This window comes from Azospirillum sp. B506, from assembly GCF_000333595.1.
GTDB lineage: Bacteria > Pseudomonadota > Alphaproteobacteria > Azospirillales > Azospirillaceae > Azospirillum.
This window is the reverse complement of the sequence record NZ_BADK01000569.1, coordinates 1-23,961: the sequence shown is the minus strand read 5'-3', so window position 1 is coordinate 23,961 and position 23,961 is coordinate 1. Positions and strand designations below refer to the sequence as shown.

Sequence of the window (23,961 nt, the reverse complement as noted above, 5' to 3'; positions counted from 1 at the left end):
CACCGGGTTCGAGGCCGATGCCCGACGCTTCGTCCCCGGCCAGGCGTTGGAGACCGCGATCAACACCGCGATTGCCGTCGGCGAGCCGCTTCTGATAACCGGCGAACCCGGTACAGGAAAAACCCAGGCCGCTTATTACATCGCCTGCAAGCTGGGCATCGAGCCGGTGATCCATTTCCAGGTGAAGTCGGACACGACCGCCAGGGATCTGCTCTACAACTTCGACACGGTGCGCTATTTTCATGACGCGCACATCGCCGGTGCCACCAAGACCCGTCTGCAAAAAGGGCGGTATGTCGAGCGACGCGCCCTGTGGGAGGCTTTCGAGTCCGAATACCCGCGCGTGCTGCTGATCGATGAAATCGACAAGGCCCCGCGGGACTTTCCCAACGACCTCCTGCACGAATTCGACAAGATGGAGTTCACGGTCCTGGAGACCGGCAAGAGGATCCGGACGCCACCGGCCAAACGGCCGATCCTGGTCATCACCTCCAACAGCGAGCGACGGCTGCCCGAACCGTTCCTCCGGCGGTGTGTCTACCACCATGTCCGCTTCGACGAGCGGCTCCTGCAGGAAGCCGTGCGCCTGCGGCGCGACATGTACCTGCCGCTGAGCGACGACTTCATCGCGTTGGCATTGCGCCGCTTCATGGCCCTGCGGGACGAGTTTCCGCTGCGGAAAACGCCCTCGACCGGCGAGTTCCTGGTGTGGCTGCGGGTGCTTGCGCTGGCCGTCGGCTCCTATCCGGAACAACTGCATACCGACCTGTCGAAATTGCCCTATCTCGGCGTCCTTCTGAAAGATCATCAAGACATCGCCGATGTGCAGAAGCGATGACTCTGTGCATTGCCACAAGCCGTCGGTCGGCGACGGTCTCCGCCCGAGGTTCCGATCATCGTCTGGCAAGCTCCCCCCTGCTGCCGGTCCCGGCCATATCGTTCGGCGATAGGCCCGCATGACGGGGCCGGCAGCAGGTCTGAGGCGCGGGGGTTACCCCCACGGCCGTCCGATCAGGACGCGGTGAGCGTGACGACGACGGTTCGCCAGCCGTCGGCGATGCGGTCGGACGCCACCGTGCCACCGGCGATCTCCAGCGCGCGGCACTCCTGCGGCGGCAGCAGCAGGGTCAGGGAGGTGGCGGCGGGCGGACGGGCGCCCTCCTTGGCCAGCGTTACCGTCAGGCGGTCGGCCGAGGCGGCGACTGCCACCGTCCAGCGGCCATGGTCACCGGTGCGGTACGCCTCGCTGCCGCCGTCATCCTCGTAACAGCCGGCCTGGAAGGCGCCGGTGCCACGATGGGGGAACAGCGCGAAACCGCGTTCATCGGCGCCCCGGTTGAAATGCTGGTCGGCGAGGTTGAGCGGAATGGCGCAGCCGGCCCGCGCCAGCAGCGGCGGACGGTCCAGCGGCGCCGCCAGGGTCACGGTCCGGCCACCGGTGAAGCATTCCCCGGTCCAGGCGTCATACCAGTCGGTCCCCGCCGGCAGATAAACCTCGCGGTCCCGCCGTCCCGGCTCGACCACCGGAGCCACCAGCAGATTCGCCCCGAGAAGCATCTCGTCATTTTCGTCGAAGCAGCGCGGATCCTCGGGGAAATCGAGGAAGGTCGGCCGGATCATCGGCTCGTAGGACGTGTGATAGCGCCACAGCAGGTCGTACAGATAGGGGATCAGCCGGGCGCGCAGCTTGATCAGCCGGCTGATCGCCGGGGTGATCTCCGGATACATCCAGGGCTCGTTGACCGTCTTGTCGTCGTTCCAGGAATGGATCGAGAAGCGCGGCAGGAAGATGCCGAACTGCACCCAGCGCAGGAACAGCTCGGCATCGGGGGCCGGCCCGGAGAAGCCGCCGATGTCGTGGCCGGTGTTGGACACGCCCGACAGCGCCAGGCCGGTGCCCATGCGCACATTGTATTTCAGCGTTTCCCAGCTGGTGTAGTTGTCGCCCGACCAGGTCTGGACATAGCGCTGCATGCCGGCGGCCCCGGCGCGGGAGATCAGGAAGGGCCGCACATCCGGTGCGAATTCCTGCTGGGCCTGCTTGGAGGCGCGGATCATCAAGAGCGTGTGCAGCGGCTTGGCGTCGCGCGCCGGGAAGGGCGCGCCGAAGCCGGAGGCCTGGGCGCGGTCGCTCCAGATCTCGAACTCGTTGTTGTCGTTCCAGGTGGCGGCGATGCCGGGTTCCAGCAGCGCCTCCTTCACCCTCGCCTTCCACCAGTCGAGCGTCTTCGGGTTGGTGAAGTCGAGATAGGCGCCGGCCTCGTCCCAGAACTGCACCATCGTCGGGCTGCCGTCGGGATCGCACACCAGCAGTCCCTCGCGCGCCGCCTCCTCGAAGCGGGGATGGTCGCGCAGCAGGCAGGGCTTGATGTTGGCGCACAGCCGCACGCCATGGTCGAGATAATGGCGGGCGAAGGCGGCCGGATCGGGGAACTTGTCGCGGTTCCAATGGAAGACGTAACGCTTGTCGGCGATCGAGGTGTAGCCCGACGACAGGTGGAAGGAGTCGCAGAGGATGTCATGCTCCTCGCACTTCGCCAGGAACTCGTTCATGCGGTCCTGGGCGTCCGGCGCGTCGGTATAGGTCATGGTGGAGCCGGAATAGCCCAGGCTCCATTTCGGCATGAAGGCGGGCCGGCCGGTCAGCCAGGTGAAGCGCCGGGTGATGTCGGCCGGCGCCGAGCCGGCGATGACGTAGTAATCGAGATCGCCGGCGTCGGCGACGAAATAGCGGTAATGGCCGTGATAATTGTCCAGCTCGCGCCCCATGTCGAAGCTGCAGTCGGACAGGGTGTCATAGAAGATGCCGAGCGGGACCTGTGCCGCCTTCTTCCAGGTGATGTAGAAGGGGATGTGCTTGTAGAGCGGATCGGTCGTCCGGGCGTTGTAGCCCATCGCGTCCAGATTGCTCATCCGGTAGGACTGGCCATGGCGGTCGGCGGTCCCGGACCGCTCGCCCAGACCGAAATACATCTCGTCGGCGGCGTCGCGCTTCAGATAGTGATAGACCCGCTCGTCCCACCAGCCGAAATTGTAATTCTGGGTCGGACGGTCGGCGGCCACCGCATGCCACGTCCCCTTGACCTGCGTTTCCCAGCGGCAGAACAGGCCGGTCAGCGCGACGGTCAGGCGCAGTCGCGCGGTGGTCACCACCAGGGTGCCGGCGCTCTCCTCCACCGTGAAGGCCGGGCAGGAGAATCCGGTCAGGTCGAAACGGTCGCGGCCCTCCGCCGGCACATCCTCGGCCCCCGGCGCCACCGTCCAGCTGCGCGGGCTGCGCAGCCTGCCGCCGGGAAGCACCATGACGCGGACGATGTCGTCCTCCAGCACGAACAGATGGGCGATATGACCGCCCTCGGCCGCGCGCAGGGTCAGGCGGGCGCCATCCCGCTCCGCCAGGGCGAAGACCGGGAGGGCGGACAGCGATGGTGCGGACGGGGCGGACGCCGGCGGGTTCGGAAGCGGCTGGGTCATGATGGGTCTCGATGGGGTTGCGAGGGGGCGGCAGCCGAGGCGCCGCGCCCCGAGGGAACAGTGAGGAATTGTGGTCAGCGGGCGGCGGCGGTCCCCGCCGGCGTCTTGTCGCCGCGGTCGCGCAGCAGGGCGATGGCGACGCAGGCGCCGACCAGATCGAACACGGTCAGGCAGACGAACAGCGGGGCATAGCCGATGGTGGTGGCGAGCGCGCCGACGATCAGCGAGAAGGTCAGGCCGCCGGTCCAGGCCGCCGTGCCGGTCAGGCCGTTGGCGGTCGCCACCTCGTGGCTTTCAAAAACGTCGGCGCTCAGCGTGTTGATCAGGGCCGAGATCATCTGATGGGCGAAGCCGCCGAGGCAGAACAGGGCGATGGCGGTGTAGGCATCGCTGGCCAGGCCGATCAGGCCGGGGCCGATCATGCAGATCGCACCGATGACGACGCCGGCCAGACGCGAATTCACCACGGAGAATTTGAAGTGCTTCATGAAGAAGGGTGAGAGGTAGCCGCCGAGGATGCCGCCGAAATCGGCCGCAAGGAAGGGCATCCAGGCGAACAGCGCGATCTGCTTGATGTCCATCCCGCGTTCGGTGGCGAGATAGAGCGGGATCCAGAAGCTGAAGGTCTGCCACGCCGGTTCGGCCAGGAAGCGGGGGATGGCGATGCCCCAGAAGCGCTTGGTGCTGAGGATTTCCATCACCTTGGGCTTCACGCGGGCGCCGCCGGCGCCGGCCGCCGGCGGATTCTGGCCGGCGACGATGAAGGCGTGCTCCTCGGCGGTGATGTTGGGATGGTCGGCGGGCGAGCGGTAGAACAGCCACCACAGCGCTGCGAAAACGAAACCGAGAGAGCCGGTGACGATGAAGGCGGTCGACCAGCCATGCTGCATCTGGACATAGACGACCAGCGGCGGGGCCAGCATCGCGCCCAGCGAGGTGCCGGCATTGAACCAGCCGACGGCGACCGAACGTTCCTGTTTCGGGAACCACTCACCGACCGCCTTGATGCCGGACGGAATGGCAGCGGCCTCGGTCAGGCCCAGCATGCCGCGGAACATGGCCAGCGACAGCCAGCCGGTGGCGAAGCCATGCAGGCAGTTGGCCAGCGACCACAGGACGGCGAACAGCGCGAAGCCGACCTTCAGCCCGAGGAAATCGACGATGTAGCCGCAGACCGGCTGCATCACGGTGTAGGCGAGCTGGAAGGCGGCGACGACGTAGGAATATTCCTGCGTCGTGAAGTTCATCTCGGTCTTAAGGATGGGGGCCATCACGCCGAGAGAGTTGCGCGCCAGATAGTTGATGACGGTTCCCAGGCAGATCAGAACGATGATCCACCATCTCAATCCTTTGATCTTCAACGTTTCCTCCAATGGCGGGCAGCATCGTGGCTTTTCTTGGGGCAATCCGTTGCAGGACTGCCCGGGGTTTGAAAGCGGCGGTGCTGGGAGATGGCCCGGGTATGATTGGCCCCCGGGCGTCGGCCTTCGAAGACGAAAGCGGAGGACGGGCGGTCAGACGCCCGAATAGGCGGCGAAGCCGCCGTCCACCGGAATGACGGTGCCGTTGACGAAACCGGATGCCTTGGTGCTGGCCAGCCACAGGAGCGTGCCGGTCAGCTCGTGGGCCTCGCCGAAGCGGCCCATCGGGGTGTGATCCACGATCTTGCGGGCGCGCGGCGTCATCTCGCCGGTTGCCGCATCGATCAGCAGGGCGTGATTCTGGGCGGTCAGGAAGAAGCCCGGCGCCATGGCGTTGACGCGGATGCCGGTCTTGGCGAAATGCACCGCCAGCCATTGCGTGAAGTTGCTGACCGCTGCCTTGGCGCCGCTGTAGGCAGGGATCTTGGTCAATGGACGGAAGGCGTTCATCGACGAGACATTGATGATGCCGCAGCCCTCGCGGCCGATCATCTGGCGGGCGAAGATCTGGGTCGGCAGCAGCGTGCCGAGGAAGTTCAGGTCGAACACGAACTTCACGCCGACCGGATCGAGGTCGAAGAAGCTGGTCAGGGACGGGTCGTCGAGATCGCCGTCCTCCAGCCACTCCTTGCTGGTCGTGCCGCGCGGGTGGTTGCCGCCGGCGCCGTTGACCAGCAGGTCGCACGGACCCAGGCGCTCCAGCACCGCCGCCGCTGCCTGTTCCAGCGAGGCGCGGTCCAGCACGTCGGCAGCGATGCCGACGGCCTCGTTGCCCTCGGCCCGCAGGGAGGCGGCCACCTGTTCGGCGGCCTCCGCCTTCAGGTCGAGGATGGCGACGCGGGCGCCGGCCTTGGCCAGCGCGCGGGCGAAACCGGCGCACAGGACGCCGCCGCCGCCGGTGACGACGGCGACCTTGCCCTGGAGGTCGGAGGGGTTGAACGGGTTTTCCATGGACGGAGTCCTCACTTCCCGACGTTCGCCTTGGCGGCTTCGGCCTTGGCGACGCCTTCCCACAAGCCGTTCAGGTAGACGGCGCCCAGCGCACGGTCATACAGGCCGTAGCCCGGCTTGCCGGTTTCGCCCCAGATCATGCGGCCATGGTCCGGCCGGGCGTAGCCGTCGAAGCCGGCTTCGTAATAGGCCTTGACGATTTCGGCCATGTCGAGCGAGCCGTCGGCGGAGCGGTGGCTGGTTTCGTGGAAGTCGCCGGCCTCGTTGATCTTCACGTTGCGCAGATGGGCGAAGTGGATGCGCTTGCGGCCGGCGAACTCGCGCACCAGGGCCGGGATGTCGTTCTTGCAGGAGGCGCCGAGCGATCCGGAGCACAGCGTCAGCCCGTTGGCCGGATCGTCGACGATGGCGAGCAGCCGTTCGAGGTCGGCGCGGTCCTTGACGATGCGCGGCAGGCCGAAGATGGGACGGGGCGGGTCGTCCGGGTGGATCGCCATGCGGATTCCGGCCTCGGCGGCCACCGGGATGATGCGCTTCAGGAAATATTCGAGGTTCCGCCACAGCGTCTCCTCGTCCACCTCGGCATAATCCGCCAGCAGCGCCCTCAGTTGCTCGGGCCGGTAGCTGGCGTCCCAGCCGGGCAGCGAAATACCCTGATTGACGTCGATCTTTTCGACCGTCTCGGTGTCGAAGGCCAGCGTGGTCGAGCCGTCCGGCAGCGTCATGTCCAGCGTCGTGCGGGTCCAGTCGAACACCGGCATGAAGTTGTAGCAGATCACCTTGATGCCGCACTGGGCCAGATTGCGGATGGTGGTGCAGTAATTGTCGATCAGCCGGTCGCGCGACGGCTTGCCCAGCTTGATGTCCTCGTGGACCGGAACGCTTTCGATGACTTCAAGCTCAAGGCCGTGCGCCTCGATCTTGGTCTTGAGCGCCTGGATGTTGGCGACCGGCCAGACCTCTCCGACCGGCACGTCGTACACCGCCGACACGATGCCGGTCATGCCGGGAATCTGTCGGATATGGCTGAGCGGGATCGGATCGGTATCGCCGTACCAGCGGAAGGTCATCTTCATCGTCGGTCTCGTTGAAAGCCTGCAGGCCGGACGCCGGCTCTGCGGAAAGGGTCGCGTGGCGGGTGCCGTGACACCCACATGGTCCGGTGGCCCACTGGCCTGACCAGTTAGGCAAACGTTAGCCTAAAGCTTTTATCGCCCGCAATAGGGCTTTTCGGGCTGAATGGAGCGGTTCGGGCGCCCACCTTTCAAAAAACTCCGATGGCGCCTGGATTCCGTGCCGCTCATGGTGTTGGATGCGTCACCGCGCCGCACATCCGCCAGGCGGGTAAGGCGCGATCATCGCGACGTGTGCGAGCAAGAGTCGTCTTGGAGCTGTGTCATGGATTTGCCGACGGTCAAGGTCGAGCGCCTGTATCGCCAGATATCGAACGTGCTGATCCAGTTCATTCGCGATGGTCATTTTGCGCCGGGCCAGCTGCTGCCGGGGGAGCGCGATCTTGCAAAGCAGCTTGGCGTCAGCCGCTCCTCGGTACGGGAGGCGCTGATCGCGCTGGAGATCAATGGCTGGGTCGAGATCCGGACCGGACACGGGGTTTATGTGCGCCCGATCCTTCCCGAGGGTGCGGAGAATGCGGCGGGAGGAGACGGGACGGACGAGGGGATTGGCGTCGAAGCCTTGATGGAGGCGCGCGAGACGATCGAAGGGGAAATCGCGGCACTCGCTGCGAAGAAGGCGACCGATGCGCAAATCCACGACATCACGCGCATCGTCGAACGAATGGAAGTGGATGCGGCGGCCGGCGACATGGAGACCTTCCATGAGCATGACCAGCAGTTCCACGAGATGATCGGTGCGATGACCGGAAATCCGGTCTTCGTCGAAATCACCGATATGCTGTGGAACAAGCGCAAGACTCTCCACTATGCGAAGTTCGAGCGCCAATATTCCGACAGCTCGATCATCGTCACCATGTGCGCCGATCACCGGGTGATCCTTGAGGCGATCCGCAGCCGCGGCGCCGGAACCGCCAGACAGGCGATGCGCAGGCATATCCGGAACGCGCAGAAGCGCCTGTTCGACGGAGGCGCGTGAGGGGTCCCACTGGACCGCAAAAGCGGCTAGTCCGGGGAAGGACGGAACAGCCCGAAGGCGGTGAAGCTCGACGGTCGATCGGTGGCGGGAGCCTTCGTTTCCAAGGCTCCCGCCATCGCCTTTACGCCGGCACCGTCCGTTCCGCCGGAGCAGACGGGTGCATGTCCAACCCTGCCCGCCGCTCCACATCGGTCAGCAGGGCCGCGAGGCGGTCGGCCTCGGCCTGGACCGCGACCACGTCGTACCAGCTGGGCAGCGTCTCCAGGTCGGTGCGCGCCGTGGGGGCCTGCCCCGTCAGCTGCACGAGATTGGTTTCCTCGTTCGGATCCCGGTTCAGGTCGTACATTTCCCATTCCACCAGGAGCGGGTCCGACGGGTCGAAGTAGCGGGCCAGCTTGGCATTCTCGGTGCGCACGCACCGGATGTGGTTGGGCTGGCGCACCGGGCCGGCAGACAGCTCCGGCACGCTCTCGACGCCGAACGCGCCGGTGCGCACGGCCTCGACGGTCTGGCAGTACACCTCGTAGGCACCATAATAGTCGGGCTGGGTGAGCCGGCCGCCATCGGCCGGCTGGGTCACCTCGTCGTCGGTCATGAACAGCACGCCTTCGCGTGGCTGGCCGTTGGGGTAGGTCACCGGCGTGCCGGGGGTCTTCAGCACCGGGGTCAGGTCGACGCCGGGCAACGGCGCCATGGTGTGGCGTTCGGCCAGTTTGGCTGCCGCCTCGTCCAGGGTCGTCCGGTCGACGCCGGTCAGGCCCAACACGGTGGGCACGAGGTCGGCGTGGCTGGTCACCGCATGCACATGCCTCAGCGTGTTCCCGTCGCCGCCCATCGATGTCGGGAAGCGGACCACCATCGGCACATGCACAGCCTCCTCATAGGCGACGTGCCACTTCTCCAGCATCATGTTGTGGGCCGCCCCCAGCTCGCCATGGTCGGCCACGAAGATCACGATGGTGTTCTCGGCCTGCCCGGAATCCTCCAGGGCCTGGAGCACGCGGTTGATCTGCGGATCGACCTGGGAATGCAGCCAGGCGTAGAATTGCAGCAGTTGGATGCTGTAGCCCTCCGGGTCCTCGGAGAGCTGGAACGGGATGGTGAATTTCAGGGCCATCGCCACCGCGGCCTCCCAGTCGGCGGCCCCGGCCGCGTCCCCGGCGGCGCTGACGGCGCCGTGGCTCGCCTTGGCGGACAGCGCCAGTCCGATCTTGTAGGCGGCGTCGAACTGGCAGGACGGCTTGGTCGACAGATCCTCGTTCCAGGTGGGGATCTGGCCGGCGCAATCCTGCGGGAAGCCCTGCGGGTTGAGCGGCATCGACATGGTGCCCTCGGTCGGCGGGTACGACGACTGCCCCTGGAGGGGCACATCGAGCGGGCCGAACACCGGCTGGGTCTTTGCCGTGCTTCCGTCGGTCGGCGGCAATGCCTGGGAAATCACCGTGGGATATGTCGCGATGTCGTGGGGGTTGGTGAAGGACACCACTGCGAACCACGGGCGCTGGGCCGCATCGGTGGCGGGGGTGTTGGGACCGGGCCGTGCCTCGTCCGCCGAAACACCGTAATTGTAGGGCAGCGCCAGCCCGCGGCGGTGCAGGAACAGGCAGGCGTTGTCGGCGAATCCGGCGTCGCGGTAGATGCCCAGGTTGTTGATGGCCGCGCCATGGGGTTCGGGATAGGACAGCTCCCAATCGGAGAAACCGAAACGGTCCAGCGAATGGCAGGCCGGGTTGCTGACATGCCATTTGCCGAAGTAATGAGAGGAATAGCCGACGGCCCGCATCCAATGGCCCATGGTGGGATGACCGTCGGCCTGAAGCCAGGGGAATTGAGCCGCGTTGCCGTCCTTGAACATGCCGTCGGTCTGGGTCACGCCGGTGCGGTTGCCGTACTGGCCGGTGAACATCACCGCCCGGCTGGGGGTGCAGGCGCTGGACGCGATGGTGTGGTTGTGCAGGGCCACCGCGTTCTTGCGCAGCCGGGTCAGGCCGGGGAAATAGGGGGCGTACTCGTTCCCGCTTACATCCGCCTCGCCCCGGAATCCCAGGATCCGCTTCAACGGTTCCGCCAGTCCGCCTTTGGGGCCATAGGAGAAGCGCGGGTAGCGGTATTGATCGACGGAGATCAGAAGGATGTTGGGCCGTGCGCTGGCGTGCTGCGGTCGGTCGGTGTTTCCAGTCATGAGAATATTGTTCCTTGCAATCCATATCGGGAGAAGAGCAACGTCAATGGGTAATCCGCCTGCGAAGGCGGATTTGAATTTATGCTGCAGAAGGTGATGTGATCTTCGTTTTGATTTTGCTTATTTTTAAAGATAGTTTGATAATATTAGTTTCGTCAAACGGTATCGACGGTAAATTTTAAATAATCGTCTCCTATAAAATTAATTCTTATGTGTGTCTTTGTCTTTGCTATCGCCTGGTGGCGGCCCGCAACCATTGTTGCGGTGGTCCGGTGCCCGTTTTCGCGTGGTGCGCCGCCTCCAAATCCTCGGGACGCATTCCTTGGCATGCGAATGGCCGTTCCACCGCCCCGTCTCCTGCCGGCGTCGGCATGGACATGGTTTTGGATATGGGATCGGGGCAGCGGCTCTCCGCACTGCCGCGGGCGTCACCGTTTCGTCGCGGGACAGTCTTCAGAGCCGCCCCGTCATATTGCCTTTTCCCTCGGACAAGCTCCTGAAACGTGTCTCACACGGAACATGCAGGGGCTTGGAGGATATCCCGGTCGAGCGGGAAGATGGGGCGGCGTGCGTGTCGGTAAGGCAGTTTGGTCAGGTCGGGCGTGCACAGCGCGCCGCTGTCGGCGACGATCACCTCGCCGGCGATGGGCTCGAACGACGCGCGGAAATGCTGCATCGACTTGACCGTGACCGACCGGCAGCGTTCCGGCGCGATGCCGAACGCGCGGAACTGGCCGAGATCGAGCATCTGCGCGACATTCGAAATGACGAGCACGTCGATGCCGCCGATGCGGATGACCGCCGAGGGGCCGAAGCTGCCCTTCAGACCCGCCATCATCGGTCCCTCCCCGACATAGTCGCCGGCGAACAGGCCGAGCAGCGTCGCCGTGACGTCGAGGGGGCCGCCACCGAAGCGGGGATCGGTCTTGCCGCCGAGCCGGAGCCGGACCGTTTCGCCCGGCCGGCACCGCGAAAGCGCCGCTACCGCCTTCGGGTCGACCAGCCCGCCGAGGCAGGCATCCTCGACCTCTGCCGCGATCAGCGCCGCCAGCAGGCGGGTGGAATCGCCATAGGCGCCGCCGCCGGGATTGTCCGCATAGTCGGCGATGACGAGCGGACCCTTCGTCGCCCGGTAACTCCGTGCCCGCGCCGCGGCGTCCTCGACGGACAGATAGCGGTTCACCACCTCGTTGCGCCGGTTCCAGATGTCGTCGGCGATCCCACGGATGAAGGCGCGGTGCGCGGCAAGATCGCCCTGGCAGGTGACGAGCACGGTCGGTCCGACCTCGGCGATGTCCGCGTTGCCGAATCCACCGTTGACCGACACGGCGAAGACGTCGGGTTCCTGTTCGTAGGCGACGGCCTTGGCCAGCCGTTCCACCATCGGACCGGTGTCGGTGCGGCCGCCGGTCGCCTCCTCCAGCATCGGGCGGTGCTCGCGCAGCGTCACCGGGCGGATCTCGCCCGTCATGGCGCGGGCGAGGATGGAGGCCGCCTGGACGCCGCGCTCCCGCATGTCGACATGCGGGTAGCTCTTGTAGCCGATGACGATCTGCGCGTGGGCGACCATCGCTTCGGTGACGTTGGCATGCGGGTCCAGCGTGATGCCGATGGGGATGTCCGGCCCGACGATGGCGCGGATGCGCGTGAGCAGTTCGCCCTCGCCATCCTCCAGATGCTCGGCCACCATCGCCCCGTGCAGCCCGAGGAGGATGCCGTCGATCCTGTCCCGGTTTTCGGCGACGGCGGCGAGGATGACGCCCGCGATGTGTTCGTAGGCCTCCTCGGTCACCGGACCGGCCGGCGTCGCCCCGGTGCTGAGGGGGTGGATGACGGTCCAGCCGTCGCGGCGGGCGATGTCGAGGAAGCCGCCGAGCGGCGTGTTGGCGTCGCCGCGCTCGGCGAAGGCCGTCTCGCCTTCGTACCAGTAGCGGTCGCGGAACGCCTTCAGGTCCGTCTTGCGGCAGGAGAAGCTGTTGCTTTCATGCTGGAACTCAGCGGTGAGCACCGTGACGGGCATCGCGATCACTCCGGGGGATGGGTCAGTCGAGCGGATGGTGGCAGGCGACCGGGTGCGGATCGGTGGCCGGAAGGACCGGCTTCTCGGCATAGCAGCGGCCGCTGGCGACCGGACAGCGGGCGGCGAAGGCGCAGCCCGGCGGACGTTCGAACGCGCTGGGGATTTCCCCGCTCAGCCGGGTCACGGTCCGGCGCCGCTCAGGATCGGGCAGGAAGGCGCTTTCCATCAGCGTGCGCGTGTAGGGATGGCGGTGCGGAGCGTCGGTCGATGGCAGGATCTCCACCGCCGCTCCCAGATACATGACGACGATCCGGTCACAGAAATACCGCACCAGCCCGAGGTCATGGGAGATGAAGAGGTAGGTCAGGCCGAGCCGGCTCCTGAGATCGGCCAGAAGCGCGACGATCTGCGCCTGGATCGACACGTCGAGAGAGGCGGTCGGCTCGTCCAGCACGATCAGGTCGGGCTCCAGGGCGAGCGCGCGGGCAATGCCGACACGCTGCTTCTGGCCGCCGGAAAGCTGGTGCGGATGGCGTTCGGCAAGCTGCGGGTCGAGCCCGGCCATCTCCAGCAGACGCGCGGCTTTCTCCCTGCCTTCGGCGGGGGTGTGGCGGATGCCGTGCACCTGGAAGGGTTCCATCACCGCGTCGCGGATGGTGAAGCGCGGGTCGATCGAGGAATAGGGATCCTGGAAGACCATCTGCATGTGCCGGCGCTGCCGGCGCAGCGCCGCCGGCTTCAGCCCGGCAAGGTCGTGCCCCTCGAAATAGACATGGCCGGCGCTGGGCTTCAGCAGATGCAGGGCGAGCCGGGCGAGCGTGGACTTGCCGCAGCCGGACTCCCCCACCACGCCGGTGACCTTGCCGCGCGGGATATCGAGGGTGACGCCATCGACGGCGCGCATGGTCCGCTTGCGGCCGAAGAGGCCCGCCTGCGCGCTGAAGTCGCGGCTGACGCCATCGAAGCGCAGGATCGAGTCAGGGATCCGGTCAGCCATGGGCGGCCTCCAGCGGATGATGGCAGAAGACGATGCCTCCGCCCCCGCTTCTGTCCAAGATCGATCCGGCCGGCACCTCCGTCCTGCACTCCGCTGCGGCGACGGTGCAGCGCGGATGGTAGCGGCAGCCCTTCGGGTAGGTGAAGGCGGTCGGCACCATGCCGGGAATCCCGACCAGGGTGCCCGGCGCCTGCCCCTCCCGCGGGATGCAGCCGATCAGCGCCTTGGTGTAGGGGTGGCGCGGCCGGGCGAAGATGTCGTGGACGGTCCCCGTCTCGGCGCACCGCCCGGCATAGAGGACGCTGACCCGGTGGCAGGCCTGCGCCACCACGCCCATGTCGTGGGTGATCAGGAGGAGGGCAACGCCGCGCTCCGCCACCAGATCGCTGAGGATCTGGATGATCTGCGCCTGGATGGTGACGTCGAGAGCGGTGGTCGGCTCGTCGGCGATGATGAGGTCCGGATCGCCGGCCAGCGCCATGGCGATGACGATGCGCTGCTTCATGCCGCCGGAGAGCTGGTGCGGATACTGGCCGTGAATGGCCGCGGCCTCGGGAATGCGCAATTGATGCATGAGGTCGAGGCTGCGGGCACGGGCCGCCGCCGCCGACAGCCCGGCATGGAGCCGCGAGGCCTGGTCGATCTGCGCGCCCACCGTCAGGATCGGGTCGAGCGACGTCATCGGGTTCTGGGAAATCAGCGCGATGCGCCGGCCGCGCAGGGCCCGATATCTGGCCTCCGGCAGGATGGTGAGGTCGAAGTCGTCGAAGCTGGCGCGCCCGGCGGTGATCCGTCCGCCGATCAGCGGCAGCAGGCCCATCAGCGTCATCGCCGTCAACGACTTGCCCGACCCCGATTCCCCGACCAGCCCCAGCACCTCGCCGCGGTCGAGCGAAAAGCTGATCCGGTCGAGGAGCGGCACCATGCCGATGGCGACGGAAAGATCCGTGACTGCAAGAAGGCTCATCTCAGCGCTCCTTCAGCCGGTTGCGGATGGCGAGCGCGTCGATCAGCGCGTCGCCGAACAGGTTGATGGCGACGACCGTCACCGCGATGGCGAGGCCGGGAAAGAGGATGACCCAGGGGGCCAGATAGATCTGGGCGACGCCGGAACTCATCAGCGCGCCCCAGCTCGGCAGCGGCGGCTGCGCGCCGAGGCCGAAGAAGCCGAGCGTCGCCTCCAGGATGATGGCGTCGCCGACCGCCAGCATCCCCGCGACGATGACCGGCGTCAGCGCGTTGGGAATGAGGTGGCGGGCGAGGACATGGACATGGCCGGCTCCGATGCTGACCGCCGCCTCGACATAGGTCTCCCGCTTCAGGGCGATGATCTGGCTGCGGGTGAGCCGGGCGAACTGGGCGAGATAGCCGATGGCGATGGCGATGCCCGCGCTCGACAGGCCGGGGCCGAGGATGGCGATCAGCACGAGGGCGATGAGGATTTCCGGAAAGGACCAGGTCACGTCGGCGACGGCCATCAGCACCCGGTCGACCCAGCCGCCGAGATAGCCGGCGACCGCCCCGATCACGAGGCCGACCGTCACCGACAGCGAGATCGAGGTGACGGCGACGCCCAACGACACGCGCGCGCCGTAGATGATGCGCGAGAGCAGGTCGCGGCCGAACTCGTCGGTGCCGAGGAGATGGGCGGCCGACGGCTCCATCACGGCGCCGGCGAGGTTCTGCGCCGCATAGGGGTAGGGCGCCAGCCACGGGGCGGCGATTGCCGCCGTCACCGCCAGCGCGAGGATCGCGGCCGACGGCGCGCCGCGCGGGCTGGAGACGGCGGTGCGGAGGGCGGTCAGCACGGCCATGTCAGCGCATCCCGTCGCGGATGCGGGGATCCATCGCCGCCTGGGCCAGATCGCCGAACAGGGTGCCGAGCATGACGGCGATGCCCAGCATCAGAAGGCAGCCCTGGACAATCGGATAGTCGCGCTGGTTGAGGGCGGAGATCAGGAGCGAGCCGAGGCCGGGCCGGGCGAAGACATACTCGATGGTCACGGCGCCGCCGACCACCCAGCCGATCTTCAGGCCGAGGATGGTGACGACCGGCAGCAGCGCGTGGCGCAGCACATGGCCCAGATAGATCCGCCGCTTGCTCAAGCCCTTGGCGTGCAGCATGAAGACGAAGTCCTGCCGCGCGGCGTCCAGCATGGCGGCGCGGGTGACGCGGGCGATCAGCGCGACCCCGCCCAGCCCGACGGTGAGCACGGGCAGCACCAGCGCGTCGGCGCTGCGGGCCCCGGACACCGGAAACCAGCCCAGCTCCACCGCGAAGACCAGGATCATCAGCAGGCCGAGCCAGAAGTTGGGAATGGTGGCCCCCAGCAGGATGACGGCCATGACTGCGCGGTCGAACCAGCCATCCCGGAAGAAGGCCGCGAGGGCGCCGATGGCGATGCCGACGGTGGCGGAAAAGGCGAGCGCCAGACCGCCGAGCGCCAGGCTGTGCGGCAGATTGGCGAGGATCAGGGTGGCGACCGGTTGCTTGAGGACGATGGCGTCGCCGAGATCGCCGTGGAAGGCCCGGTCCAGCCACACGCCGTACTGGACGACGAGCGGCCGGTCCAAGCCGAATTTCGCGGTCAGTTCGGCCCGCCGTTCCGGCGACGAGCCGATCTGCAGCATGTTGTCGATGGGGTCGCCCGGCACCAGATGCACGATGGCGAAGACCACCGCCGACATGACGAGGAAGACCGGGATGAGGAGCAGGAGGCGCCTGATGAAATAGCCGAACATCCGGGTTGATCCTTGCGGCGTCTATTTGGTCACTTCGGCGTCCAGAATGGTCTGGCTGGTCAGGCGGGTGCCCCGCACCGTCTCCGGCAGCTTCAGCTTCCTGGTGGAATAGGCGAAGATGTTGGCCGGCTCGTAGATCGGGGCGAAGGCGTATTGCGACAGGATGTATTCGTGATACGCCTTGAAATTCGCGACGCGCTCGTCCCAGGTCCTGGCCTTGGTCATGGCGAGGTCGTTCAGCTCCTCCGCCTTCGGATCGTTCAGCATCGACACGTTCGGATAGCCGAGGCGCTTGCCCGAGAAGAACCAGTCGATGATGTCGGCGTTGGTCCAGGAATAGGAGCGCACCGCCAGCTGGTGTTCGGTCTTCTTCTTGTACTGGGCGTTGATCGAGGAGGAATCGAAGACGGTGATGTCCGCCTGGATGCCGACGTCCTTCAGCTGGGCCTGGACGGCTTCGGTGATGCGCTTGAACTCGGTGCCGTTGGAGGTCCACAGCTTCACTTGAAGCTTCTGGCCGTTCTTCACCCGGACGCCGTCCGGCCCGGCCGTCCATCCCGCCTCGTCGAGGAGCTTCTTCGAGCGGTCGGGGTCGTAGGCGATGGCATATTTCGGGTCGATCCTGGATTCCTGAAGGGACGAAATCAGGAAGCTGTTCGCCGGGGCGCCGACGCCGCCATAGAGCGTCTGCCAGATGGCCTTCTGGTTGACGGCGTAGGCGGCGGCCGCCCGCACCCTGATGTCGGTGAAGGGCTCCACGGTGACGTTGATCGGCATATAGACGATCTCGGTGCCGGGAATCATCATCACCTTGACCGACTTCTCGGCCTTGAGGCGGGGCAGGAAGTCGGTCGGCACCGTGTAGAGCAGGTCGACGCCGCCGGTCTGGAGTTCGAGGAAGGCGGTGGAATCCTCGGCGATCTCGCGCACGGTGATCGTCTTGATCTTGGCCGGACCGCGGTTGGCCGACAGGTCCGATCCCCAGCTATAGGCGTCGTTGCGCACCAGAACGGTGCTCTGGCCGACGGTGAAGGACGCCATCTTGTAGGGGCCGGTGCCGACGGCCGCGGTCACGCCGAACTTGTCGCCGAGTTCGTCATAGGCCTTGGGGGCGGGGATGCCCATGAAGGAGGAGGCGAGGTTGAACAGCAGGTTTGGGTCCGGCGCCTTCATCAGGAACCGCACCGTCAGGTCGTCGACCACCTCCACCTTGTCGATGTTGGCGACCATATAGGCGTTTTCGGTTCCGGCGAACTTGGGGATCCACCATTCGATGGTCCTGGCGTTGAAGGGTTCGCCATCGTGGAAGGTCACGCCCGGCTTCAGCTTGAAGGTCCACTGCATGCCGTCGGGCGTCTGCTCCCACGAGGTCGCCAGCGCGCCGTGGAAGCTCTGGTCGGTGTCCTGCAGCAAGAGCCGGTCGAAGATCAGCGAATTGGCGCTGTTCAGCCGGGTGCCGGTGATGGGGTTGTAGGAGGGGGCGCCGACCTCGCGCGCCGTGACGGCGAAGGTGGCCTCCTGTGCAAGAAGCGCCGAACAGGAACAGGCAAGCGCGGAAACGGTGAGCAGTGCTAGTCTGGTAAGCGTCTGCATGGAGCCTTCCCCCAATCGATGTGCCGTGTGGTTTCTCCGGTGGATCACGTCTCGGGCCCGTCGGCATCGCCGACATGGCCGGTAAAGCGGGCGTAGAGCTGGGACACCCTGGTCATGCGGGCCTCCACCCCGGGTCCGATCTCGATGGAAATCGCGTTCATCATCAGGTTGATGAGGCTTGCCATCTGGGCGGTGGAATCCCAGAAGAGGTTGAATTCGGTCGGCACCACGAACATCTCGCTCGCCAGCGCCGCCCCCCAGTCGCAGAAGGCGTCGGTGACGAGGGTGACCGGAATGTCCCGCTCGCGCGCCGCGCGGGCCAGCAGCTTGGCGAGCCGCGAATAGCGCCGGGCCTCGAACAGCACCAGCGCGCTGCCCGCCGTGTCGGTCTCCAGCAGCTCGGCGAAATGGCCGCCGTCGAGGTCGAGCAGCTGCACGCCGTCGCGCAGATATTGCAGCTGATGGGTGAACATATGCGCCATGCCGCGCTCGGTCTGGAAGCCGGCGGCGAAGACCCGCCGTGCCGTGGCCAGCCGCCTGACCACCTGCCGCCACTGGTCCGATTGGGCCAGCTCATAGACCGCGACGAGGCCGGCCATCTCCAGCTGGAGCGATTGCGCCAGGGCGTCCTCCCCGGCGAGCGAGCGCGCCTGGAAGGCCTTCAGCCGGTCGGAGATCAACCAGGGCCGGTCGCCGATGTCCTGCTTCAGCTGGCTTTTCAAATCCTTGAAACTGGCGTAGCCGAGCGAGCGGCAGAAGCGGCCGACCGTCGGCTCGCTCACTCCCACCTTGGCGGCCAGCGTCGCGGCCGTCTCGAAGGGGACGCTGCCGGTGCGGGCGAGCATGTAGCTGGCCAAGGCCCGGTCGGCTTTCGAGCCGGTCGTCAGGCAGGTGCGCAGCCTGTCCCGTATGGTTCCTTCCATCCGCGGGCCTCCTTTCGCATCAAGGCTGATAGTTTTCTTTCATACCGTCAAACAATTTTTATTTACTTGCAAAGAAAGCGACGATGCGGTGATCTGGTCAGGCAGAGAGACCGCGCCGTCCGCCGCTATCCTTACGGGTCGGACGCGGAAGGATGGACGTCAACCCGGATGGGACGGCATGGCGACGTATGATTTTGCGGTGATCGGTGCGGGCATTTCCGGTGCGTCGGTGGCCTACGAGCTTCAAAGCCGGGCGCGCGTCGTTCTGATCGAAGCCGAGAGCCAGCCGGGATACCATTCGACGGGGCGGTCAGCGGCGCTCTACACGCCGAACTTCGGATCGGCCCTCGTCCGGCGCATCAATGCCGTCGGCCGCGCCTTCTTCGAAGCGCCGCCGGACGGCTTCGCCGAGGCGCCGCTGCTGTCGCCGCGGGGGGCGCTCACACTGTTCAAGCCAGGCGACGAGGCCGAGATTGCCGCCTTTCTGACCAACGGCACCGAGCGCGATCCCATCCACCCCATTCCGGTTGCCGAGGCCTTGCGCCTCGCCCCTCTGGTCCGTCCCGAGTTGGTCGCCGCCGCCGCCTTCGAACCGGGCGTGACCGACATGGATGTGGCCGCCATCCACCAGGGGTTCCTGCGTGGGTTCCGGCAGCGCGGCGGCGACATCCGGCGCGCCCAGCCGGTCAGCGCGCTGACGCGCGACGGCCAGGGCTGGCGGGTGACGGCCGGCGGCGAGGAGATCCCGGTGGCGGCCGTGGTGAACGCCGCCGGGGCGTGGGGCGATGCTGTCGCCCGCCTGGCCGGCGCCCGCCCGGTCGGTCTCGTGCCCAAGCGCCGCACCGCGCTCGTCGTCGATGGCCCGGAGGAGATCGATCTTCACGGGATGCCTCTGGTCGAATTCATTGGCGACGCGCCCTATCTGAAGCCCGACGGCGGCCGCGTCATGGCCTCGCTCGCCGATGAAACCCCGGTCGAGCCACAGGACATCCAGCCCGACGACATGGACGTCGCCATGCTCGTCGAGTGGCTGGAGACCCACACCAGGGTCATCGTCCGCAAGGCGCCGCGCACCTGGGCGGGACTTCGCAGCTTCGTCGCCGACGCCAGTCCGGTCGTCGGCTTCGATCCGGAACTGGCGGGGTTCTTCTGGCTGATCGGGCAGGGCGGCTACGGGATCATGATGGCGCCGACGCTTGCCCGTATCGCCGCGGCGTTGGCCACCGGCGGGACCGTCCCTGCCGATGCCGCGGCCGCGGGCGTCGATGCCGCCGATCTTTCACCCGCCCGGTGCCGATCCTGACCGAGCCGACGCGGTCGATACGTGGTCGGATGAATTCCGATCGCTGCGTTCACACGCGACGCAGGCTTGGCGACAGTCGGCGCTCGTCCGCACTCGCAGACGATACCCGGTTCGTCAAGTCAGAACTTGTCGGGCACGGAATGACGGCTCTACCGGCGCAATAGGGAAATCCCCGCCGGTCGGCCGGGCAGGACGATTTCATAGGTGCGGCTGGTTGTCGCATCCTCAGGCTGCTGGCCTTGAAGGCTTGCGCGGATCGACACCGTTATCGCCCCATCGCGACCGGTGGCGCTTGATCCCCGTGAGTGATCGTGCCCCCGGCCGATCCGCCGGTTCGTCATCTCCTCTCACGACCCTTGCCGCCCCCTCCGCTCCGCTCGAAGCCCAGTTCAGCTGCCGCCCAAGCCGGCGCAACTCCTTATGGTTGCTGCCAGACCACGGGCGCAGGGCGGGATGGCGTCAATGGCGAAATGGACAGCTGCGCAGTCGGTCGGCGATGGCGCGAAGATCGGCCGGATCGGAAGATTGTGGCTGCAGATGCCAACTCAACGGCTGAATGTGCCATTGCCTGCGCAAAAGCGAAGTATCCCCGGTGGATATCAAAAAAGTTGACGGGCATTAACTTTATTCAGTTAAGGGAATATAATCTTAGATAGAAAACAAATCAGAAAAACAATTAAAGTTGACCATGGCGGGGCGTCTCCGATAGAAAAGGCGCAAAAATGGTTTTACGTTCTCGTATACGGAGGCGGTTCGCAAATCCTGCGCCTGCATCGCCTGTTTTTTTGTCGAAGACACAGCTTTCCATGCGGTGGTCCGGCTGCGGTGTGGTCGCGGACGCGGCGTGGTTTCCGTATCCAATCCAGGAAATGAGGAATGCCGCGTCTGGTTGAGGACAGCGTGACTCCAGACACTGGACTGTCATGCCTTGCCGTCATGTTGCGCCTCATGGGGCATCCGGCCGATCCGGAACAGCTCCGTCATGATCAGGCGGTCCGCGGCCGGGCGATGGAGACGCTGGACATCCTGCGCGCGGCAAAGCGCTTCGGCCTGAAGGCGCGCTCCGTCACCACCCGCTGGGACAGGCTGGCCGCCACGCCGCTGCCGGCGATCGCACGGCGGCGCGACGGGCGCTATTTCATCATCGCCAAGGTCGACGGCGACCGCGTGCTGATCCAGGACCCGCTGGAACCGAAGCCGCTGGCGCTGCCGCGGGCGGTGGTCGAACCGGCCTGGTCGGGCGAACTGGTGCTGATGGCGCGGCGCGCCGGCCTGGATCTGGCGCAGGTGCGCTTCGGTATCGGCTGGTTCGTTCCGGCCCTGCTGAAATACCGGCGCCTGTTCTCGGAAATCCTGCTCGCGTCCTTCATGCTGCAGGTGTTCGGGCTGATCAGCCCGCTGTTCTTCCAGGTCGTGGTCGACAAGGTTCTCGCGCACCGCAGCCTGACCACGCTGGACATCCTGGTCATCGGCCTCGTCATCGTGTCGCTGTTCGAGACGGTGCTGGGAGGGCTGCGCAGCTATCTGTTCTCGCACACCACCAGCCGGGTCGACGTCACGCTGGGCGCGCGGCTGTTCGATCATCTGCTGGCGCTGCCGCTGCCCTATTTCCAGGCGCGCCGCGTGGGCGACAATGTGGCGCGGGTGCGGGAGCTGGACCGCATCCGCGATTTCCTGACCGGATCGGCGCTGACGCTGGTCATCGATCTGGTCTTCACAATCGTCTTCCTGGCGGTGATGTGGTGGTACAGCCCGGCGCTGACCGGCATCGTCCTGGCCTCGCTGCCGGTCTATGTCGCGATCAGCCTGGCCGTCACCCCGGTCCTGCGCCGGCGGCTGGAGGCGAAATTCGCCCTGGGCGCGGAGAACCAGTCCTTCCTGGTCGAAAGCATCTCCGGCATCGAGACGCTGAAGGCGATGGCGGTGGAACCGGAGATGCGCCGCCATTGGGAGGAGAAGCTGGCTGCCTATGTCGGCGCCGCTTTCCGTGCCTCCAGCCTGGGGGTGGTTGCCGGCCAGGGCGTCCAGCTGGTGGCCAAGCTGACCATGGCCGCCCTGCTCTATGTCGGGGCGCAGGAGGTGATCGACGGCGCCCTGACCGTCGGGGCGCTGGTGGCGGTGAACATGCTGGCGGGCCGGGTGTCGTCGCCGGTGCTGCGGCTGGCCCAGCTGTGGAACGACTTCCAGCAGGCGCGCGTCTCCGTGGAGCGGCTGGCCGACATCCTCAACACCATGCCCGAACCGGCGGCGAAGCCCGGGCGGCTGCCGCTGCCCGCCATCCGCGGCCGCATCCGGCTCGACCGGGTCGGCTTCCGCTACCGTCCCGATGCCTCCCTCACGCTCCAGGGCATCGACCTGACGGTGGAGGCGGGCGAGACCGTCGGCATCGTCGGGTCGTCGGGATCGGGGAAGAGCACGCTGACCAAGCTTGTGCAGCGGCTCTACGTCCCGGAATCCGGCCGGGTGCTGATCGACGACGTGGACCTGTCGCTGGTGGACGTGGCGTGGCTGCGTCGGCAGATCGGCGTCGTCCTGCAGGAGAATGTGCTGTTCAACCGCTCGATCCGCGACAACATCGCGCTGGCCGATCCCGGCATGCCGATGGAGCGGATCGTCGAGGCGGCGCGGCTGGCCGGGGCCGATCGCTTCATCCTGGGCCTGCCGGAAGGCTACGACACGGTGATCGGCGAGCGCGGCGCCAGCCTGTCGGGCGGACAGCGCCAGCGCATCGCCATCGCCCGCGCGCTCGCCACCGATCCCCGCATCCTGATCTTCGACGAGGCGACCAGCGCGCTTGACGTCGAGAGCGAGGCGGCGATCCAGGCCAACATGCGCCGCATCTGCGCCAACCGCACCGTGCTGATCGTCGCCCACCGCCTGTCCACCGTACGCGGCTGCGACCGCATCGTCGCGGTGGAGGAGGGGCGGATCGCCGAGGAGGGCACCCATGACGAGCTGATCCGGCTCGGTGGGCGCTATGCGGTGCTGTGGCGGATGCAGGCGGGCGGACAGGCGGAGGTCGGCCATGGCATCGCTTGAAACCGCAACCGAGCCGGCGCCGGCAGCCGCCGCGCCCCCGTCTTCACCCCCGCCGCCATCCGCACCACGTTCCACGCTGGCGCGGCCCCGTCCGCGCCGTGGACACGAGCTGGAATTCCTGCCGGCGGCGCTGGAGGCGATGGACACGCCGCCGTCGCCATTCGCCAGGGCGGTGTCCCTGCTGATCGTCGCCTTTGCCGTCATCGCCGTCGCCTGGGCCTGGATCGGCCACATCGACATCACCGCCGTCACCCGCGGCCGCATCATCCCCAGCGACCGCAACAAGCTGGTGCAGACGCTGGAGCCGGGCATCGTCCGCGCCATCCGTGTCACCGAAGGGCAGCAGGTGGAGCAGGGGGCGGTCCTGCTGGAACTCGACCCCACCGACAGCGCCGCCGACGCCGGCCGTGCCGAATGGGAGCTGGCGGTCGCGGAAACCGAGGCCGCACGCCTGCGCGCGGCGCTGGCCGGCCAGCGCGGCTTCGATCCGCGGCCGGGGGCCGACGCCGCCCTGGTGACGCTCCAGCGCTCGATCCTCGCCAACCAACTGACGGCACGCGATGCCGCGCTCGACGCCCTCGGCAGCCAGGAGCGCCAGCGCCGGGCGGAGATCGCGGCGCTGGCCGCGGAGAAGGCGCGGCTGGGCGCCACCCTGCCGCTGATCCGTGAACAGGTGCAGGCCAAGCGGAACCTGTCCCAGCGCGGCTACAGCCCGCGCTTCGACCTGCTGGAGCTGGAGAAGGAGCTTGCCGAGGTCGAATATGGCGCTGTCGCCGCGAAGAACCGCGAGGCCGAGGCCGAAGCGGCCCTGAAGGGGCTGGCCGACGAGCGGCGGCGGGTGACGGCGGAGTTCGACGGCAAGGCGATGGCCGACCTCGCCGATGCCGAGAAGCGCGCCGCCGCCTTGCGCCAGGAACTGACCAAGGCGGCGCGGCGGCGGGAGCGCCAGCTTCTGACCGCGCCGGCCGGCGGCGTGATCCAGCAGCTTGCCGTCCATACGGTGGGCGGGGTGGTCACGGCGGCGGAACCGCTGATGGTGATCGTGCCCGCCAGCCGTACCCTGATCGTCGAGGTGCAGGTGGAAAACAAGGACATCGGCTTCCTCCATCCCGGCATGCCGGCGGAAATCAAGGTCGATGCCTTTCCCTTCACCCGCTACGGGCTGCTGCCGGGCACGGTCCTGTCGGTTTCGCACGACGTGATC

17 protein-coding genes are annotated in these 23,961 nt (G+C 66.9%); 5 read left to right on the top strand and 12 right to left on the bottom strand.

The window, feature by feature from the left end; all coding sequences use genetic code 11:
* Positions 1 to 46 precede the first annotated feature (46 nt).
* Positions 47 to 838 carry a MoxR family ATPase gene (locus I71_RS16800; RefSeq protein WP_159107397.1) on the top strand — a complete coding sequence of 264 codons (792 nt, stop codon included), beginning with the start codon at positions 47 to 49 and terminating at the stop codon, positions 836 to 838.
* Positions 839 to 1,011: 173 nt separating this feature from the next.
* Here I71_RS16800 and I71_RS16795 read toward each other — a convergent pair whose 3' ends face one another.
* The 4 genes from I71_RS16795 to uxuA form a co-directional block, all read right to left on the bottom strand.
* Positions 1,012 to 3,474 (bottom strand): TIM-barrel domain-containing protein, encoded by a 2,463-nt coding sequence (locus tag I71_RS16795; RefSeq protein ID WP_042695990.1) that lies wholly within the window; start codon positions 3,472 to 3,474, stop codon positions 1,012 to 1,014.
* A gap of 74 nt (positions 3,475 to 3,548) precedes the next feature.
* Positions 3,549 to 4,835: an MFS transporter gene (locus tag I71_RS16790; protein ID WP_042695996.1), complete on the bottom strand. Its 1,287-nt coding sequence runs from the start codon at positions 4,833 to 4,835 to the stop codon at positions 3,549 to 3,551.
* A gap of 153 nt (positions 4,836 to 4,988) precedes the next feature.
* The gene (locus I71_RS16785; protein ID WP_042695989.1) at positions 4,989 to 5,846 is read right to left on the bottom strand and encodes an SDR family oxidoreductase; all 858 of its coding nucleotides are present in this window, start codon (positions 5,844 to 5,846) and stop codon (positions 4,989 to 4,991) included.
* Positions 5,847 to 5,857: 11 nt separating this feature from the next.
* Positions 5,858 to 6,922 carry a mannonate dehydratase gene (uxuA, locus tag I71_RS16780; protein ID WP_042695988.1) on the bottom strand — a complete coding sequence of 355 codons (1,065 nt, stop codon included), beginning with the start codon at positions 6,920 to 6,922 and terminating at the stop codon, positions 5,858 to 5,860.
* 322 nt (positions 6,923 to 7,244) lie between these two features.
* On the opposite strand from uxuA, the gene I71_RS40610 reads away from it, so the two are divergent.
* Entirely contained in the window at positions 7,245 to 7,958 is a 714-nt protein-coding gene (locus tag I71_RS40610) for a FadR/GntR family transcriptional regulator (RefSeq protein ID WP_042695987.1), read from the top strand.
* 121 nt (positions 7,959 to 8,079) lie between these two features.
* Here the strand turns inward: I71_RS40610 and I71_RS16770 are convergent, their stop codons facing one another.
* The 8 genes from I71_RS16770 to I71_RS16735 all read right to left on the bottom strand — a co-directional run bounded on the left by I71_RS16770 (position 8,080) and on the right by I71_RS16735 (position 18,415).
* Positions 8,080 to 10,140, bottom strand: coding sequence for a sulfatase-like hydrolase/transferase (locus tag I71_RS16770; protein ID WP_042695986.1), 2,061 nt, complete (start codon positions 10,138 to 10,140; stop codon positions 8,080 to 8,082).
* Positions 10,141 to 10,648: 508 nt separating this feature from the next.
* Positions 10,649 to 12,160 (bottom strand): M81 family metallopeptidase, encoded by a 1,512-nt coding sequence (locus I71_RS16765; protein ID WP_042695985.1) that lies wholly within the window; start codon positions 12,158 to 12,160, stop codon positions 10,649 to 10,651.
* 22 nt (positions 12,161 to 12,182) lie between these two features.
* The gene (locus I71_RS16760) at positions 12,183 to 13,157 is read right to left on the bottom strand and encodes an ABC transporter ATP-binding protein (protein ID WP_042695984.1); all 975 of its coding nucleotides are present in this window, start codon (positions 13,155 to 13,157) and stop codon (positions 12,183 to 12,185) included.
* A complete protein-coding gene (locus tag I71_RS16755) occupies positions 13,150 to 14,124 on the bottom strand; it encodes an ABC transporter ATP-binding protein (RefSeq protein ID WP_042695983.1) in 975 nt (324 codons plus the stop codon). The genes I71_RS16760 and I71_RS16755 overlap by 8 nt, the downstream gene beginning before the upstream one ends.
* Before the next feature lies 1 nt (position 14,125).
* Positions 14,126 to 14,971, bottom strand: coding sequence for an ABC transporter permease (locus tag I71_RS16750; RefSeq protein WP_049976166.1), 846 nt, complete (start codon positions 14,969 to 14,971; stop codon positions 14,126 to 14,128).
* Position 14,972: 1 nt separating this feature from the next.
* The gene (locus tag I71_RS16745) at positions 14,973 to 15,899 is read right to left on the bottom strand and encodes an ABC transporter permease (protein ID WP_042695982.1); all 927 of its coding nucleotides are present in this window, start codon (positions 15,897 to 15,899) and stop codon (positions 14,973 to 14,975) included.
* A gap of 21 nt (positions 15,900 to 15,920) precedes the next feature.
* Positions 15,921 to 17,492, bottom strand: coding sequence for an ABC transporter substrate-binding protein (locus I71_RS16740; protein WP_042695981.1), 1,572 nt, complete (start codon positions 17,490 to 17,492; stop codon positions 15,921 to 15,923).
* Between the two features lie 44 nt (positions 17,493 to 17,536).
* Positions 17,537 to 18,415 (bottom strand): MurR/RpiR family transcriptional regulator, encoded by an 879-nt coding sequence (locus tag I71_RS16735; protein WP_042695980.1) that lies wholly within the window; start codon positions 18,413 to 18,415, stop codon positions 17,537 to 17,539.
* A gap of 178 nt (positions 18,416 to 18,593) precedes the next feature.
* On the opposite strand from I71_RS16735, the gene I71_RS16730 reads away from it, so the two are divergent.
* The 3 genes from I71_RS16730 to I71_RS16720 all read left to right on the top strand — a co-directional run.
* Positions 18,594 to 19,718, top strand: coding sequence for an FAD-binding oxidoreductase (locus I71_RS16730; protein ID WP_042695979.1), 1,125 nt, complete (start codon positions 18,594 to 18,596; stop codon positions 19,716 to 19,718).
* A gap of 876 nt (positions 19,719 to 20,594) precedes the next feature.
* Entirely contained in the window at positions 20,595 to 22,757 is a 2,163-nt protein-coding gene (locus tag I71_RS16725) for a type I secretion system permease/ATPase (protein ID WP_042695978.1), read from the top strand.
* The coding region (locus I71_RS16720) for an HlyD family type I secretion periplasmic adaptor subunit (protein ID WP_083897215.1) at positions 22,744 to 23,961 on the top strand (1,218 nt) is incomplete at its 3' end. The genes I71_RS16725 and I71_RS16720, both read left to right, overlap by 14 nt.

Bases quoted from the DNA above. Each gene is read 5' to 3' on its own strand.
- I71_RS16755 (WP_042695983.1), bottom strand. From the start codon at position 14,124: ATGAGCCTTCTTGCAGTCACGGATCTTTCCGTCGCCATCGGCATGGTG.
- I71_RS16785 (WP_042695989.1), bottom strand. From the start codon at position 5,846: ATGGAAAACCCGTTCAACCCCTCCGACCTCCAGGGCAAGGTCGCCGTC.
- I71_RS40610 (WP_042695987.1), top strand. From the start codon at position 7,245: ATGGATTTGCCGACGGTCAAGGTCGAGCGCCTGTATCGCCAGATATCG.
- I71_RS16740 (WP_042695981.1), bottom strand. From the start codon at position 17,492: ATGCAGACGCTTACCAGACTAGCACTGCTCACCGTTTCCGCGCTTGCC.
- I71_RS16760 (WP_042695984.1), bottom strand. From the start codon at position 13,157: ATGGCTGACCGGATCCCTGACTCGATCCTGCGCTTCGATGGCGTCAGC.
- I71_RS16725 (WP_042695978.1), top strand. From the start codon at position 20,595: ATGCCGCGTCTGGTTGAGGACAGCGTGACTCCAGACACTGGACTGTCA.
- I71_RS16730 (WP_042695979.1), top strand. From the start codon at position 18,594: ATGGCGACGTATGATTTTGCGGTGATCGGTGCGGGCATTTCCGGTGCG.
- I71_RS16745 (WP_042695982.1), bottom strand. From the start codon at position 15,899: ATGTTCGGCTATTTCATCAGGCGCCTCCTGCTCCTCATCCCGGTCTTC.
- uxuA (WP_042695988.1), bottom strand. From the start codon at position 6,922: ATGAAGATGACCTTCCGCTGGTACGGCGATACCGATCCGATCCCGCTC.
- I71_RS16735 (WP_042695980.1), bottom strand. From the start codon at position 18,415: ATGGAAGGAACCATACGGGACAGGCTGCGCACCTGCCTGACGACCGGC.
- I71_RS16750 (WP_049976166.1), bottom strand. From the start codon at position 14,971: ATGGCCGTGCTGACCGCCCTCCGCACCGCCGTCTCCAGCCCGCGCGGC.
- I71_RS16770 (WP_042695986.1), bottom strand. From the start codon at position 10,140: ATGACTGGAAACACCGACCGACCGCAGCACGCCAGCGCACGGCCCAAC.
- I71_RS16795 (WP_042695990.1), bottom strand. From the start codon at position 3,474: ATGACCCAGCCGCTTCCGAACCCGCCGGCGTCCGCCCCGTCCGCACCA.
- I71_RS16765 (WP_042695985.1), bottom strand. From the start codon at position 12,160: ATGCCCGTCACGGTGCTCACCGCTGAGTTCCAGCATGAAAGCAACAGC.